A 13,928-nucleotide genomic window follows, 5' to 3' on the forward strand; every position below is an offset into this window, starting at 1 on the left:
CCAACACTCGGCACCTCGCCTAGGCTCGGTGTGCCCTCACTCCGGCTTGAATCCGTGGGCCGCCGCAATGGGCCATCCCTGGCCCAGTGCGGCTAACCCGGCGTCCTGCCGGGTTACCCACGGATTCAAACCTGCGTTCGGCCAGCGTGTTTAATGGGGCGCCTAGGATCAAGATCAAAAGCGGCTCGCTTCGCATCGTAGGTACGCTTTTTGATCTCCGTAGGAGCCGGCTTACCGACGAAAAACGCGCGTGCGCCGCGTACATTCTGATGTTTCCGCGTCATCGTTAACGACCATCGCAGGCAAGCCAGCTCCCACACGTATCCGCTTTTGATCTAACCACTCAGGTCGGCTTTAAGGCCGCCGTGCTTTTGATTTTGATCTTGATCTAGGCGCCCCATCAAACACGCTGGCCGGAATTCGATATTGATTTGGGGGGTAAACCGGCAGGGATGCCGGTTTAGCCGCCCCGCGCCATGGATGGCGCGTGGCGGCGGCCCCCCAAATCAATGTCGGATTACGGGCACACCGAGCGTGAGCGAGGTGCCGAGTGTTGGGGCAAGAGCCCTTTTGGTTACTTTTGGGGCTTTTCCAAAAGTGACCCGCTGTAAGAGCGGAACCATAAGTCGCCGTTACCGCAAAAACGGATATGCCCCCCGAACCCCCGACCCCCCCAGCCCCCAACCCCCCCCAAATTATTTCCACCCCCCACTGACTTTTTCCTCCCCACCAAAGGTCAACATCCTTCAAGCACCTTAGAACCCAGGAGACCCCCCCATGACCACCCACAAGGCACTGTTGATCCTCCACGGCAAGCAAGCCCTCAACGAGGACGTGCGCGCGGCCGTGCAGGCCCGGCGCGACCTGGGCTGGGAACTGGCGGTGCGGGTCACATGGGAAGGCGGCGACGCCCAGCGCCTGGTCAATGAAGCGCTGGACGGCGGCTACCCGCATATCATCGCCGGCGGCGGCGACGGCACCTTGCGCGATGTCGCCGAAGCCATGGCCCAGGCCAACACCGATGCCAGCCTGGTGCTGATGCCCCTGGGCACCGCCAACGACTTCGCCCGCGCCGCCGGGGTCCCGCTGGAACCTGCCCAGGCCCTGGCATTGCTGGACGTGCCGCCCAAGGCGATCGACCTCGGCCGGGTCGGCGGGCAAATCTTCCTCAATATGGCCACCGGCGGCTTCGGCAGCCAGGTCACCGCCAACACCTCCGAGGACCTGAAGAAAGTGCTCGGCGGTGCCGCCTACCTGTTCACCGGCTTGACCCGTTTCAGCGAGTTGAAGGCCGCCTATGGCGAGCTGGAAGGCCCGGATTTTCACTGGAAAGGCGAACTGCTCGCGCTCGGGATCGGCAACGGGCGCCAGGCCGGGGGAGGGCATGTGCTATGCCCGGAGGCATTGGCCGATGATGGCTTGCTGGACGTCAGCATCCTGCCGGCGCCCCAGGAGGTGGTCGGCACCCTGCGCGAGCTGATGACCAACGGCTGGGGCCTGGACACCATGTTCGTCCGCGCGCGCCTGCCGTGGGTCAATATCAAGGTTGCACAGGGCCTGTACATCAACCTCGACGGCGAGCCGCTGGAAGGCGACGACTTGCATTTCGAGGCCGTGCACAAGGCCTTGCGCGTGCACCTGCCGGTGAATTCGCCGTTAGTCGTCCAGGCTGATGATCTGCTCGCGCACCGCGAATAACACCAGGCCCGCCACGTCGAAAATCTGCAGGCGCTTCATGATTTGCGAACGGTGCGCTTCCACGGTCTTGATGCTCAGGCCCAGGCCGTGGGCGATTTCACGGGTGGACTTGCCGCGCACGATCAAGCGCAGGATCTCCAACTGCCGGGCAGTGAGGTTATGGCTGTGGCCGGCGGGCGTGGTGGCGCCCTGGCCGCGCACCAGCGCCTGGTTGATCACGGTGTGGGCGATCGCCGGGCTCAGGTAGCGCTCGTTGTTGCGCAAGGCCAGCAGCGCGTGTTCCAGCTCGTTGGCGGTAGTGTCCTTGAGCAGGTAGCCATGGGCGCCGGACTCCAGCGCGCACATGATCAGTTCCGGGTCGGTGTGCATCGACAGGATCAGCACTTTGCTCTTGGGGTAGCCGCGCTTGAGTTGCTGCAAGGCATCCAGGCCGCCGGTGTGCTTCATCGACAGGTCCAGCAGCACGATATCCGGCAACAGCGCGCTGAACTGCTCCAGCAGTTGTGCGCCATCGCTGGCTTCGCCGATCACCGTGTAGCCGGGTATGTCCTGGACCAGCGCGCGTACGCCGGCCCGGATCAGTGCATGGTCATCCACCAGGAGTAATTTGCAGGTCACTCGAGAACCTTAGGGGAACTGGCCCGTTCGAGGGCGCGGGGCGCCCAGGGGAAGAGCGCGTCGATCCGTGTCCCTTTGCCTGGCTGGCTGCTGACGGACAAGGTGCCCCCCAGCTGATCAATCCGCTCCGACATGCCGGCCATGCCCCGTTGACCTTCCAGGCCGGGGTTGATGGCAGGCGAAAAGCCCAGGCCGTCATCGCTGATAAACAGCGACAGGCCTTCGGGCAGGCGTTGCAGGCGTACCAGCAAATTGCGCGCCTGGGCGTGGCGTAGCATGTTGGTCACCGCTTCCTGGGTAATGCGAAAGGCCGCCACGGCCATTTCTTCCGGGATGCCGGTCAGCCGTTGCTGGCATTCCAGGCTCCAGTGAATCGGGGTGTTTTCCAGGGTCTTGAGCAGGTGCGCGCGCAGGCTCGCTTCCAGGCCCAGGCTGGCCAGCTGGCGCGGGTTGAGGATGGCGGAGACGTCACGCACCTTGGCCAGGGTTTCGTTGAGGGTGTTGCACAGCACCGTGCATTGGCTCTGCAGGTCTTCCGGCAGGCGGCGTTTGAGCCACTCGCTTTGCAGCTTGGCGGCGGTCAGTAGCTGGCCGATATCGTCATGCAGTTCGCGGCTGAGGCGGTGGCGCTCGTTTTCCTGCACCTGCAGCAGGCGGTCGGCAAGTTCCTGGGGCTGGAACTTGATGGACTTGCGTGAGCGCCACTGCTGCAGGCCAACCACCACCACGATCGCCAGGTTCAACAGCACCACCACCAGCGGCATCGGCTCGGCGTGGGCGTAGGTCCACAGGCTGAGCAGCAGCGAGACAAGGCACAAGGCAAGGACCAGGCGTCGAGCATGGCTGCGGGACACGGACCTGGCGAGGAGTGACTTGAAGTTGGCGTACATAGCGGATGGAGCCAATGAGGGTTCGCTGCGGGAAGACCGGTCACGGCGGCTGACAGGGCTTTGTGTGGAATGCGTGGCCGAATCGTTTTTATACATGATGAAGTTGAGTTACTTCGAGCGGGGCATAGTATCACCCCTGTAACCGTTGGTCGCCTGGCACTTTGCTTTTGCCGTGCCTATATCCAGGCAAATACCCGGGCGGTAACCACAGAGTTTGGAACAGTGGGAAGTTGTATTATCGAAGTTGGTTTGTATCGATATGTCCGTTAGTGGCTATTTGATATTTATTCCGGTCGTTTTTAGATAACTCAGGGTGCGAATACGACCTGTCATTGGTTCAGGACGTGTGATGCATTCGTTGTTGCGGTTTGCTGCTGAAGTCTTTTTGTGGGATCTGCAGGATGACCGTGGCAATCAAGGTCGTTTGCTCGGTTTCATCCAGGGTCAGTTGGCCGGTCTTGGCGTCGATGAGTTCCAGCTGCCAGGCCAGTAACGTCAGGCAATCATGCAGCGCATCCAGGGCCTGGTCATGCAAGTGCAGAGGGTTTTCGGCATTCGCGATCAGGTACTGGATGTGCCGCGAGAACTCGCTGATGGCCTGCAGCGCCAGGGCGTCGGCCTTTTCGGCCAGCTTGATCAGGCTGATTTTCATGCAGTCGATCGCGTCGCTGTCATTGCGGATCATATGCAGATGACTGAGGCACTCTTCGGACTTGGCCAGTAGCTTCTCGGCTTCATGCAGAAACTCGGGAAGTGCAAGTTGCCACTCGTTACCGTCGTTCATCATGCAAGTCTCCACAACTTAAGGTCGGGTGATGAGATGTCGCACCGGGTGAATGGCTTAAAACTAGCGCTGAAATATGACTGAAATCTGTAGGTCGCTTCTGAGATTTCAGTAGGACGCTTATTTGAATGATGGCGACGGCGGTGCGTGGCCCTCATGAGCGGGGTCCGTTGCACACCTTCAGTTACCCTCGCGTGGAGGTCTGGAAGGCCCGTGGGCCGAGGGCTTGGGATGGCAAACAAAAGCCTGACTCCATTCATGCATTGAGAATGGCGTCACATTAATGGCTATTAGATATTGCGAATATCAGGTTGGGCCCGATTGTGTCTAAGGGAATCCCTTAGATAGCGGAACCTTGCGTCGATTTGAATGTCGCGCAACGTGGCTGCACCGCCTCTGGAGCGGCGTTCGCAGTAAACCATGATGTCAGTGTGACATCAATGAATTTACATGGCATTTTACCAGGGTCAAGGTCTGGCGCTCGCCGCCGATAACCTCTCCATGCAATGCACTCACCCTCGCGCCACACTTTCAGCGCACACCAGGAGCTTTTAATGGCCGGCATTCTCGACACGGTAGACCAACGCACGCAACTGGTGGGTGAGAATCGCCTGGAAATCCTCATGTTTCGCCTGGCCGGGCGCCAGTTGTTCGCGATCAACGTGTTCAAGGTCCAGGAAGTCCTGCAACTGCCCAAGTTGACCTTGATGCCCCAGCGCCACCCGTTCGTGTGCGGCGTGGTCAACCTGCGTGGCCAGACGCTGCCGGTGATCGACCTGTCCCAGGCGATTGGCATGCGCCCCTTGGTGCCTGGGCCGAACAGCACGATTATCGTCACCGAGTACAACCGCTCGGTGCAGGCGTTCCTGGTGGGCGGCGTGGACCGCATCGTCAACATGAACTGGGAGGCTATCCTGCCGCCGCCGACCAGCGCCGGGCGCCAGCACTACCTCACCGCCATCAGCAAGGTCGATGACCAGTTGGTGGAGATCATCGACGTGGAAAAAGTCCTCGCCGAAATCGTGCCATACAACGCCAAGGTCTCCCGCGAAAAACTCGACGATCCGGTGCTCGAACGTGCGCGTGGTCGCGAAGTGCTGCTGGTCGACGACTCCAATGTGGCCTTGTCGCAACTGCGCGACACCCTCGGCCAGTTGGGCGTGAAGATGCACATCGCCAGTGACGGCCTCAAGGCGCTGAACATGCTCAAGGCCTGGGCCGACAGCGGCCAGGTAATGACCGACAAACTGCTGATGATCTTCACCGACGCCGAAATGCCCGAGATGGACGGTTACCGCCTCACCACCGAGATCCGCAACGACCCGCGCCTGCGTGGGCTGTATGTGGTGTTGCACACGTCGCTGTCGGGCAGCTTCAACGATTCGATGGTGAAGAAGGTCGGTTGCGACAACTTCCTGTCCAAATTCCAGCCCGACAAACTCGTCGATGTGGTGCGTCAGCGTCTGATGCTGGACGAAGTGCCGGCTTGACCTTAGGGTGACGGCTTTGCCCCTCAGGAATGCAGGCTCATGCTTCGTCTCAGCGCGTTGTACCGTTACCCCTTGAAGTCCGGCAAGGCCGAGAGCCTGCAACACATCGGCCTGGATAAGCTGGGGCTGGACGGGGATCGACGCTGGATGCTGGTGGACGAGGCCAGTGGGCGTTTCCTCACGCAGCGGGCCGTGGCGAAGATGAGCCAGTTGTCGGCGCTGTGGAGCAGCAGCGGTGGCCTGAGCTTGAGTTCGCCCGGGTATGCGCCGCTGGACGTGGCGTTGCCGGCCGGCGACGCCGCGTTGCGCGGTGTGACCATCTGGCGCGACACCCTGCGCGTGCCGGACGCAGGCGACGAAGCGGCGGCGTGGGTCAGTGACTTTATCGGCAAGCCGACCCGGCTGGTGCATATTCCCCTTGAACGTGCGCGTAACACCGAAGCGGGCTACGGGCGCGATGACGACCAGGTCGCGTTCGCCGATGGTTACCCGTTGCTGCTGATCGGCCAGGCCTCCCTGGACGACCTCTCGCAGCGCATCGGCCGGCCCATGGAAATGCTGCGCTTTCGCCCCAACCTTGTGATCGAAGGCAGCGACGCCTTTGCCGAAGACGGCTGGAAGCGCCTGCGCATTGGCGATGTCGAATTCCGCACGGTCAAGCCGTGCTCACGGTGCATCCTCACCACCATTGACCCGCACACTGGCGAACGCAGTGCCGACCGCGAGCCTTTCGCGACCCTCGAGGCATATCGCAAGACCGAAAACGGCGCGATTTTTGGCCAGAACCTGGTCAATGACGGCGTGGGCCGGCTTGAAGTCGGCATGCCGGTGACGCTGCTTGAATAGGGTGCCGCGCGCATAAAAAATGCCCGTCTCGCAGGAGACGGGCATTTTTTTGACCGGTCGACGGCTTAGCCGCGGTATTCGCACAGGTAAGCGGTGTCCACGGCGACCTTCAGCTGGAACTTGCTATTGGCCGGTACGTTGAACTGGCTGCCGGCGGCGAAGGTTTCCCAGTCGCTGGCGTCGGGCAGCTTGACGGTCAGGGCGCCGGACACCACGTGCATGATCTCACGCTGGGCGGTGCCGAATTCGTATTCACCCGGGGCCATGACGCCGATGGTCGCCGGCCCTTCAGCGGTGCCGAAAGCGATCGACTTGACGGTGCCGTCGAAGTACTCGTTGACTTTAAACATGGGCGATTCCTCGGAAAGTGGATTAAGGCTTCCTGCTTCCTGCAGGCGCCCGATGCAAGGCTTGAGGGCCTCATCGGCGGCAAGCCGGTGCCTGCAGGAAGAGCAGATTACGCAAAAAGGCTGGCCAGTATGCCCAAGCCTTCGGGAGCTGCCTAGACCGGCAAAATCAGCGGCAGCAGCCGGGCGGTGTTGCGCGCGTCTTCCAGGGCCCGATGTTGCTGCCCATGGAACTGCATTCCCGCCAATTGCAGGGCGGCGTTGAGCCCCAGCGGCTTGTCCAGGCGCCGCGCCTTGGCGAAGCGCTGCTTGAGGTTTACATGGGGCGTGTGGGCGAGTGCACTGGCCAGCTCATGGCGCTGCCATTCCAGTTCCAGTTGCACACGGTCGTAGTCACCCCAGCTGGCCCAGCCTTCCAGGCGTGCCTGGTGCTGGCCCAGCCAGCGCTCGAACAGCGACCACACCTCGATCATCGGCAACGCGCTGTCGATATTCGCCTGGGTGATGTGGGTCAGCTTGCGGCAAAAGGGCGTCAACAAGGGCCGACGCAGGGGCCGTACGAAGCGCTGGAAGTGGTCCAGCTCGCGGCCCTGGCGGTTCACCAGGCTCGCGCCGATCTCGATGACTTCCATCTCCGTCACGGGCCAGCCGCCGTCATCCGTCGTGGCTTCAAGGTCAATAATCAGCCAATGAGGCATTGTGCAGCTTCCCGTACTCATCCCTTACTGATGGGGATAGAGCGTAGCCCGGCCCTGTAGTTCCCGCCCAGCGCTTATTCGATCTCGAGCAAAACCTGGCGATTGCGCACCTGATCGCCGGCAGTCACCTGCACGCCTTTGACCACGCCGTCCCTGTCGGCCTTCAGCGGGTGCTCCATTTTCATCGCCTCCAGCACCAGCAACAGCTGGCCTTTGCTCACGGTGTCGCCGGCGCTGACCCGCACATCGACGATGGCACCATCCATCGGGGCCTTGACCCGGCCGCTGCCGGCGTCCGCCTGGCGCTCGACGACCTGCTGGGTGCGGTTGGTCACGGTGATGCCGGGCAGCCACAGCTGGTCGCCATCAAGGTGGTAGGCGATACGCCGGCGGATGCCATTGATGATCAGGCTGGCCCAGCGTCCGTCCGTGGCAAGGGGGTGGATGTCGAGGCCGTTGGCGTGCAGGCGCTCGTTCTCCAGCACGCTGACCGCGACTTCGCGGACCTCGTCGTGGACGGCCAGGCGGTAGGTCCACGCCAGCGTGGCGTTGTTGCGCCAGCCCGCCAACCCCTGGCGATGCTGGCCGGCGCTGTGTTGATAAAACAGCGCGGCGGCCACGGCGAGCTGTTCCTCGGTCGCCGCCAGGGCTGGCACCTCGCTGAAGTGTTCGGCAATAAACCCGGTACTGAAGTCAGCACTGACAAACCCCGGGTGCTTGAGCAGGTCGGCCAGCAGGTGTTGATTGCTCGCCACCCCCAACAGCACTGTGTCTTCCACTGCGCGCAGCAGCTTGCGCCGGGCCTCTTCGCGGGTGGCGCCGTGGGCGATGATTTTGCCCAGCATCGGGTCGTAGAACGGGCTGATGCGCTGGCCCTGCAGCACGCCATGGTCAACCCGCACGCCCGCCGCCGGTTGCCAATGCAGGACCTTGCCGGTTTGCGGCAGAAAGTCCTGCGCCGGGTCTTCGGCGTACAGGCGCACTTCCATGGCGTGGCCGCTGAGGGTCACGCCTGCCTGGTCCAGCGGCAGGGGGTGGCCGGCGGCGATCTGCAGTTGCCAGTCCACCAGGTCGAGGCCAGTGATCAATTCGGTGACCGGATGCTCCACCTGCAGGCGGGTGTTCATTTCCAGAAAGTAGAACTGGCCGTTGCGATCGAGCAGGAACTCGACGGTACCTGCGCCGACATAATTCACCGCGCGTCCCGCCCTGAGTGCGGCTTCGCCCATGGCCTGGCGCAGCGCGGGCGTCATCAGCGGACAGGGTGCTTCTTCGATGATTTTCTGATGGCGCCGCTGGATCGAGCAGTCACGCTCACCCAGGTAGATAAGGTGGCCGTGGCTGTCGCCAAACACCTGGATTTCGACGTGGCGCGGCTCGATCAACGCCTGTTCGAGGATCAGTTCGTCACTGCCGAAGGCGTTTTTCGCCTCCGAGCGGGCGGTGTGCAGGTTGTCCAACAGCGCCTCGGGCTGATGCACCAGGCGCATGCCTCGACCGCCGCCGCCGGCACTGGCCTTGATCATCAAGGGATAGCCGATGCGCTCGGCTTCTCGCTGCAGTGTGCTGTCGTCCTGGGCCGCGCCCTGGTAGCCAGCGATACACGGCACCCCGGCCTCGAGCATGGCGAGTTTGGACAGGCGCTTGCTGCCCATCAGCTCGATGGCCTCGGCGCTGGGGCCGATGAACGTCAGGCCGGCGTGTTGGCAGGCGCGGGCGAACGCGGGGTTTTCCGACAGAAAACCGTAGCCGGGATGCACCGCATCGGCGCCGGTGAGCCTGGCCGCGTGGATAATCGCCGGGATATTCAGGTAGGACTGCTGCACCGGCGCGGGCCCGATATTCACCGCCTCATCGGCCATCTGCACATGCAGCGCCTGCGCGTCGGCGTCGCTGTAGACCGCAACTGTGCGGTAGCCCAGGGCCTGGGCGGTGCGCTGGATACGGCAGGCGATTTCGCCGCGGTTGGCGATCAGGATCTTGGTGAAGTCGGGCATGGGCTTATCCCTTGACTGATGGGGGTGATGGTTCGGGCCTCATTGCGGGCAGGTCGGGTTGTCGCAGCGCCGCTCTCACCGTTGGAATGCATTTCCCTGTGGGAGCTGGCTTGCCTGCGAAGACGTCATTTGCACCAGCGCGGTTTGCGTTTCTGCACAAACGCCTGCGTCCCCTCAATCCCTTCTTCACTTCTCACCGCCTCGGCAAACCACTGCGCGCCGCGATCCAGCACCGCCTCAAGCGGCTCATCCACACTCGCCAGCAACAGGGATTTGGTCCGTCCATTCGCTCCCGGCGCGCAGCGCAGTACCTGCCCTAGCACCTCGTCGAGGCGCTCCGCCAATGCCTGCGGGTCGCGCTCGGTGAAGTGCACGACGCCCAACCGCTCGGCTTCAAGGCCGTCAAAGCGCGCCGCCGTCAGTGCCAGTCGGCGGGCCTGGGTCAGGCCGATACGCTTGACCACGAACGGCGCAATCTGCGCCGGCAGCAAGCCCAGGCTGGTTTCCGGCAAACCGAACTGCGCCTGGTGATCGGCAATCGCGATATCACTCACGCACGCCAGGCCAAAGCCGCCGCCCAGCACCGCGCCTTGCAGCACCACGATCACGACTTGGGGAACCGCCTCGACTTCTTGCAACAAGGTGCCAAACGCCCGGTTCAGCGCCTGGAGTTGATTGCCCGCCGTGACCAGGTCCTTCACATCGGCCCCGGCGCAGAAATGCCCGCCGGCGCCGCTGATCACCAAGGCGCGTACCTGGCCGTCGAGTTGCGCCAGCACCGCGCGCAGTTCATTGACCATTTCCAGGCTCATCGCATTACGGTTTTCAGGGCGATTGAGGGTGATGTGCAGCACGCCGTTATGCGGCTCCAGCAAGAGCGTGTTCATGCTTTTTTCCCCGGCAAGGTGCCCATCAGTTTGCAGATGATGCCCAGCATGATTTCGTCGGCGCCGCCGCCAATCGAGACCAGGCGCACATCGCGATAAGCCCGCGCCACCGGGTTGTCCCACATGAAGCCCATGCCGCCCCAGTATTGCAGGCAACTGTCGCTGACTTCACGGCCCAGGCGCCCGGCCTTGAGCTTGGCCATGGAGGCCAGGCGGGTTACGTCCTGGCCTTTGATGTATTGCTCGGTGGCCTGGTAGACCAGCGCGCGCAGGCATTCGATTTCGGTGGCCAGTTCGGCCAGGCGAAAGTGGATGACCTGGTTGTCGATCAGCGCCTTGCCGAAGGTCTGGCGCTCCTGGCAGTAGGCGATGGTGCTGTCGATGCAGTACTCCAGGCCCTTGATCATATTGGCCGCGCCAAACAGCCGTTCTTCCTGGAACTGCAGCATCTGCATCATGAAGCCTGCGCCTTCGTGGCCGATGCGGTTGCGCTGTGGCACGCGCACGTCATCGAAAAACACCTGGGCCGTTTCCGAACTGTGCATGCCGAGCTTTTCCAGGGGCGGGCTGACGCTGATCCCCGGGGTGTTCATCGGCACCATGATCAGCGACTTGTTGATGTGCGGCTTGTCATCGGAAGTGTTGGCCAGCAGGCAGATAAAATCGGCGCTGGGCGAGTTGGTGATCCACATTTTGCTGCCGTTGATCACGTAGTCGTCGCCGTCCTTGCGCGCGTGGGTTTTCAGCCCGGCCACGTCGGAACCGGCGCCGGTTTCCGACACGCCGATACAGCCCACCCGTTCGCCGCTGATGGCTGGGCGCAGGAATTCATCGCGCAGCTCATCGGAACCGAAGCGGGCGAGGGCGGGGGTGCACATGTCGGTCTGCACGCCGATGGACATGGGGATGCCACCGCAGCGGATGGTGCCGAACTCTTCGGCGGCGACGATCGAATAGCTGTAGTCCAGGCCCATGCCGCCGAACTGTTCCGGCTTGGAGATGCCCAGCAGGCCGAGGTCGCCGGCCTTGCGAAAAATCTCGTGGATGGGGAAGCGCCCGGCTTTTTCCCATTCATCCACATGGGGGTTGATCTCGCGGTCGACGAAGGCGCGGACGGTGCGGCGCAGTGCCTGGTGTTCCTGGGTGAAGATCATTGTTGTTGTTCTCCTGAGCGTTAGAAACGCGCGACACCAAAGCTGTTGGGCTGCAACTGCCGCACATCAGCCTCATGACAAATATCCAGCAGCAACCCCAGCAGCGTGCGGGTATCGCGGGGATCAATCAGCCCGTCATCCCACAGATTCGCACTGCCATACAGCGCAGTGGATTGGCTGTCGAGCTTCTGCGCCGTGACCTGCTCGAGCATGTCCAGCACCTTGGGATCCGGCACCAGGCCGTCCTTCAACTGCTTGGCCTCGGTGACAATCCGCAGCACCTTGCCCGCCTGCGCACCGCCCATGACCGCCGTGCGGCTGTTGGGCCAGGCGAAGATAAACCGCGGGTCCAGGCCACGCCCGCACATCGCATAGTTGCCGGCGCCGTACGAACCGCCGACCACCACCGTGAGTTTAGGCACCCGCGCGTTGGCCACCGCCTGGATCATCTTCGCACCGTGCTTGATCACGCCTTGTTGCTCCGACTCGGTGCCCACCATGAACCCGGTGGTGTTGTGCAGGAACAGCAGCGGCGTGCGGCTCTGGTCGCACAGTTGGATGAACTGGGCGGCCTTGCTCGCGCCCTTGGGCGTGATCGGGCCGTTGTTGCCGATCACGCCGACGGCGCGGCCCTGGATCTGCAGGTGGCCGCAGACCGTGTGGGCATCGAACTCGCCCTTGAACTCGAGGAACTGCGAGCCGTCCGCCAGCCGCGCGAGGATCTCGCGCACGTCATAGGGTTTCTTCGGGTCATCGGGGATCAACCCCAACAGCTCGTCGATGGGATACAGCGGCTCGGCATACGGCCGTCTGGACGCGGGCGGCAGGCGCTCATCCCACGGCAACAGGCTGACAATCTCGCGCACGATGCGCACGCCGTCGGCATCGTTTTCCGCCAGGTACTCGGCGGTGCCGGCGGTTTGCGCATGCATCTCGGCGCCGCCCAGTTCTTCATCCGTGGCGATTTCACCGGTGGCGGCCTTGAGCAGCGGCGGCCCGGCGAGGAACAGCTTGGCCTTGCCGCGCACCACCACCACGTAGTCCGACAACCCCGGCTGATACGCCCCACCTGCAGTGGCCGAGCCGTGCACCACGGTGATCTGCGGCAAGCCCATGGCCGACATGCGCGCCTGGTTGGCGAAGCTGCGCGCGCCTTCGACGAAAATCTCGGCGGCATAGTTGAGGTTGGCCCCGCCGCTTTCGGCCAGGGTCACCACCGGCAGTTTGTTCTCCATGGCGATCTGTTGCAGGCGCAGGGATTTCTTCAGGCCCGTGGGGGAAATGGTGCCGCCCTTGATTGCGCTGTTATTGGCCACCACCAGCATGCGCACGCCGCTGACGTAGCCGATGCCGGCGATCAAGCCGCCACCGGCGGCGCTGCCGTCCTTGTCATCATGCAGTTTGTAGCCGGCCAGGCTCGCCAGTTCGAGGAACGGTGCGCCGGGGTCCAGCAGCAAATTGAGGCGTTCGCGTGGCAGCAGTTGGCCGCGCTGGTCGAACTTCGGTTTGGCCGCCTGCGCCTTGGCGAGCAGCGCGTGTTCCAGCTGGCGCAGGTGTTGGATGCCTTCCAGCATGGCTTCGCGGTTCTGCGCAAACTGCGGGCTGTGGGCGTCGATCAGGCTTTCAATCACCGGCATGGTTCAGCGCTCCGCCTTGAGGACATCGGGCAGGTACGCGCGGTGAAAACCGTTGAACGGTTCACTCGGCGACGCGGCCTTGTGCAACGGCCAGGCGCGGCTGCCCAGGCTGGCGGCGCCGTCGATGCGCAGGGTGCTGCCGCTGACAAAGGCCGCGGCGGGGCTGAGCAGAAACACGATGGCCGCGCTGACTTCCGACTCGGTGCCGATACGCTTGAGCGGCACGTGTTCACGCAGGGTCGGGATCACCGCCTTGAACGCGCCCTCGTACGTGTCCATGCCACTGGAGGCGATCCAGCCCGGCGCCACGGCATTGACCCGCACCCCGGCATACCCCCATTCGAAGGCGGCGGTCTTGGTGAAGTTGTCCATGCCCGAGCGTGCCGCGCCGGAGTGGCCCATGCCGGGCATGCCGCCCCACATGTCGGCAAGCATGTTGACGATGGCACCGCCATGCTTGCTCATCGACTGGTTGAACACTTCCCGCGCCATCAGGAAACCGCCCACCAGGTTGGTGCGCAGCACGGTTTCGAAGCCCTTCTGGTTGATCGACGCGAGCGGCGACGGGTACTGGCCACCGGCGTTATTCACCAGGCCATGCACTGGGCCATGTGCTTGAATGATCTGCGTGACCAGCGCTTTCACCGCCTCTTCATCACGAATATCGCAGGCCTGCCAATGGGCAGTGCCGCCATCTTCGGCAATTTCCGCCGCGACCTTCTGCAGTTTTTCCGGCTTGCGTCCGACCAGGATCACGCGGGCGCCAAGGGCCGCCAGCTCGTGTGCGGTGCAGCGGCCAATCCCGCTGCCACCGCCGGTGACGATCACGGTATGTCCCTGGAACAGGTCGGCTTTGAAGATCGAATCGAAGGCCACGGCAAC

13 protein-coding genes are annotated in these 13,928 nt (G+C 63.0%); 3 read left to right on the forward strand and 10 right to left on the reverse strand.

What is annotated here, in order from left to right; translation table 11 throughout:
- The first annotated feature begins 777 nt into the window (after window positions 1-777).
- Window positions 778-1,698, forward strand: coding sequence for a lipid kinase YegS (yegS, locus tag AC07OJ_RS16985; protein WP_495094841.1), 921 nt, complete (start codon window positions 778-780; stop codon window positions 1,696-1,698).
- On the opposite strand, the gene AC07OJ_RS16990 is transcribed toward yegS, so the two are convergent.
- From AC07OJ_RS16990 to AC07OJ_RS17000, 3 genes are all read right to left on the reverse strand, one after another.
- Entirely contained in the window at window positions 1,657-2,316 is a 660-nt protein-coding gene (locus AC07OJ_RS16990; protein WP_106803042.1) for a response regulator transcription factor, read from the reverse strand. The two genes, yegS and AC07OJ_RS16990, sit on opposite strands and share 42 nt — an antisense overlap.
- The gene (locus tag AC07OJ_RS16995) at window positions 2,313-3,206 is read right to left on the reverse strand and encodes a sensor histidine kinase (protein WP_282397375.1); all 894 of its coding nucleotides are present in this window, start codon (window positions 3,204-3,206) and stop codon (window positions 2,313-2,315) included. Before AC07OJ_RS16995 ends, AC07OJ_RS16990 begins: the two co-directional genes overlap by 4 nt.
- Before the next feature lie 337 nt (window positions 3,207-3,543).
- A complete protein-coding gene (locus AC07OJ_RS17000; protein ID WP_201145654.1) occupies window positions 3,544-3,993 on the reverse strand; it encodes a hypothetical protein in 450 nt (149 codons plus the stop codon).
- A 551-nt stretch (window positions 3,994-4,544) separates the two neighbouring features.
- On the opposite strand from AC07OJ_RS17000, the gene AC07OJ_RS17005 reads away from it, so the two are divergent.
- Entirely contained in the window at window positions 4,545-5,480 is a 936-nt protein-coding gene (locus AC07OJ_RS17005; RefSeq protein ID WP_065903528.1) for a chemotaxis protein CheV, read from the forward strand.
- Window positions 5,481-5,519: 39 nt separating this feature from the next.
- A complete protein-coding gene (locus AC07OJ_RS17010) occupies window positions 5,520-6,326 on the forward strand; it encodes an MOSC domain-containing protein (RefSeq protein WP_495094842.1) in 807 nt (268 codons plus the stop codon).
- 65 nt (window positions 6,327-6,391) lie between these two features.
- Here AC07OJ_RS17010 and ppnP read toward each other — a convergent pair whose 3' ends face one another.
- From ppnP to AC07OJ_RS17045, 7 genes are all read right to left on the reverse strand, one after another.
- Window positions 6,392-6,676 (reverse strand): pyrimidine/purine nucleoside phosphorylase, encoded by a 285-nt coding sequence (gene ppnP, locus AC07OJ_RS17015; RefSeq protein WP_058424671.1) that lies wholly within the window; start codon window positions 6,674-6,676, stop codon window positions 6,392-6,394.
- Window positions 6,677-6,828: 152 nt separating this feature from the next.
- Window positions 6,829-7,371 (reverse strand): 3'-5' exonuclease, encoded by a 543-nt coding sequence (locus tag AC07OJ_RS17020; RefSeq protein ID WP_065903525.1) that lies wholly within the window; start codon window positions 7,369-7,371, stop codon window positions 6,829-6,831.
- A 74-nt stretch (window positions 7,372-7,445) separates the two neighbouring features.
- A complete protein-coding gene (locus AC07OJ_RS17025; RefSeq protein ID WP_495094843.1) occupies window positions 7,446-9,368 on the reverse strand; it encodes an acetyl/propionyl/methylcrotonyl-CoA carboxylase subunit alpha in 1,923 nt (640 codons plus the stop codon).
- A 125-nt stretch (window positions 9,369-9,493) separates the two neighbouring features.
- Entirely contained in the window at window positions 9,494-10,255 is a 762-nt protein-coding gene (locus AC07OJ_RS17030; RefSeq protein WP_495094844.1) for an enoyl-CoA hydratase/isomerase family protein, read from the reverse strand.
- Window positions 10,252-11,409, reverse strand: a complete 1,158-nt coding sequence (atuD, locus tag AC07OJ_RS17035) for a citronellyl-CoA dehydrogenase (RefSeq protein ID WP_495094845.1) — start codon at window positions 11,407-11,409, stop codon at window positions 10,252-10,254. The genes AC07OJ_RS17030 and atuD overlap by 4 nt, the downstream gene beginning before the upstream one ends.
- Window positions 11,410-11,429: 20 nt before the next feature.
- The gene (atuC, locus tag AC07OJ_RS17040; protein ID WP_495094846.1) at window positions 11,430-13,046 is read right to left on the reverse strand and encodes a geranyl-CoA carboxylase subunit beta; all 1,617 of its coding nucleotides are present in this window, start codon (window positions 13,044-13,046) and stop codon (window positions 11,430-11,432) included.
- Between the two features lie 3 nt (window positions 13,047-13,049).
- A complete protein-coding gene (locus AC07OJ_RS17045; protein WP_065903510.1) occupies window positions 13,050-13,922 on the reverse strand; it encodes an SDR family oxidoreductase in 873 nt (290 codons plus the stop codon).
- Window positions 13,923-13,928: the final 6 nt, after the last annotated feature.

The organism is Pseudomonas sp. GW821-FHT09C08, from assembly GCF_059418125.1.

Bases quoted from the DNA above. Each gene is read 5' to 3' on its own strand.
- yegS (WP_495094841.1), top strand. From the start codon at position 778: ATGACCACCCACAAGGCACTGTTGATCCTCCACGGCAAGCAAGCCCTC.
- AC07OJ_RS16995 (WP_282397375.1), bottom strand. From the start codon at position 3,206: ATGTACGCCAACTTCAAGTCACTCCTCGCCAGGTCCGTGTCCCGCAGC.
- AC07OJ_RS17000 (WP_201145654.1), bottom strand. From the start codon at position 3,993: ATGATGAACGACGGTAACGAGTGGCAACTTGCACTTCCCGAGTTTCTG.
- AC07OJ_RS17005 (WP_065903528.1), top strand. From the start codon at position 4,545: ATGGCCGGCATTCTCGACACGGTAGACCAACGCACGCAACTGGTGGGT.
- AC07OJ_RS17010 (WP_495094842.1), top strand. From the start codon at position 5,520: ATGCTTCGTCTCAGCGCGTTGTACCGTTACCCCTTGAAGTCCGGCAAG.
- ppnP (WP_058424671.1), bottom strand. From the start codon at position 6,676: ATGTTTAAAGTCAACGAGTACTTCGACGGCACCGTCAAGTCGATCGCT.
- AC07OJ_RS17020 (WP_065903525.1), bottom strand. From the start codon at position 7,371: ATGCCTCATTGGCTGATTATTGACCTTGAAGCCACGACGGATGACGGC.
- AC07OJ_RS17025 (WP_495094843.1), bottom strand. From the start codon at position 9,368: ATGCCCGACTTCACCAAGATCCTGATCGCCAACCGCGGCGAAATCGCC.
- AC07OJ_RS17030 (WP_495094844.1), bottom strand. From the start codon at position 10,255: ATGAACACGCTCTTGCTGGAGCCGCATAACGGCGTGCTGCACATCACC.
- atuD (WP_495094845.1), bottom strand. From the start codon at position 11,409: ATGATCTTCACCCAGGAACACCAGGCACTGCGCCGCACCGTCCGCGCC.
- atuC (WP_495094846.1), bottom strand. From the start codon at position 13,046: ATGCCGGTGATTGAAAGCCTGATCGACGCCCACAGCCCGCAGTTTGCG.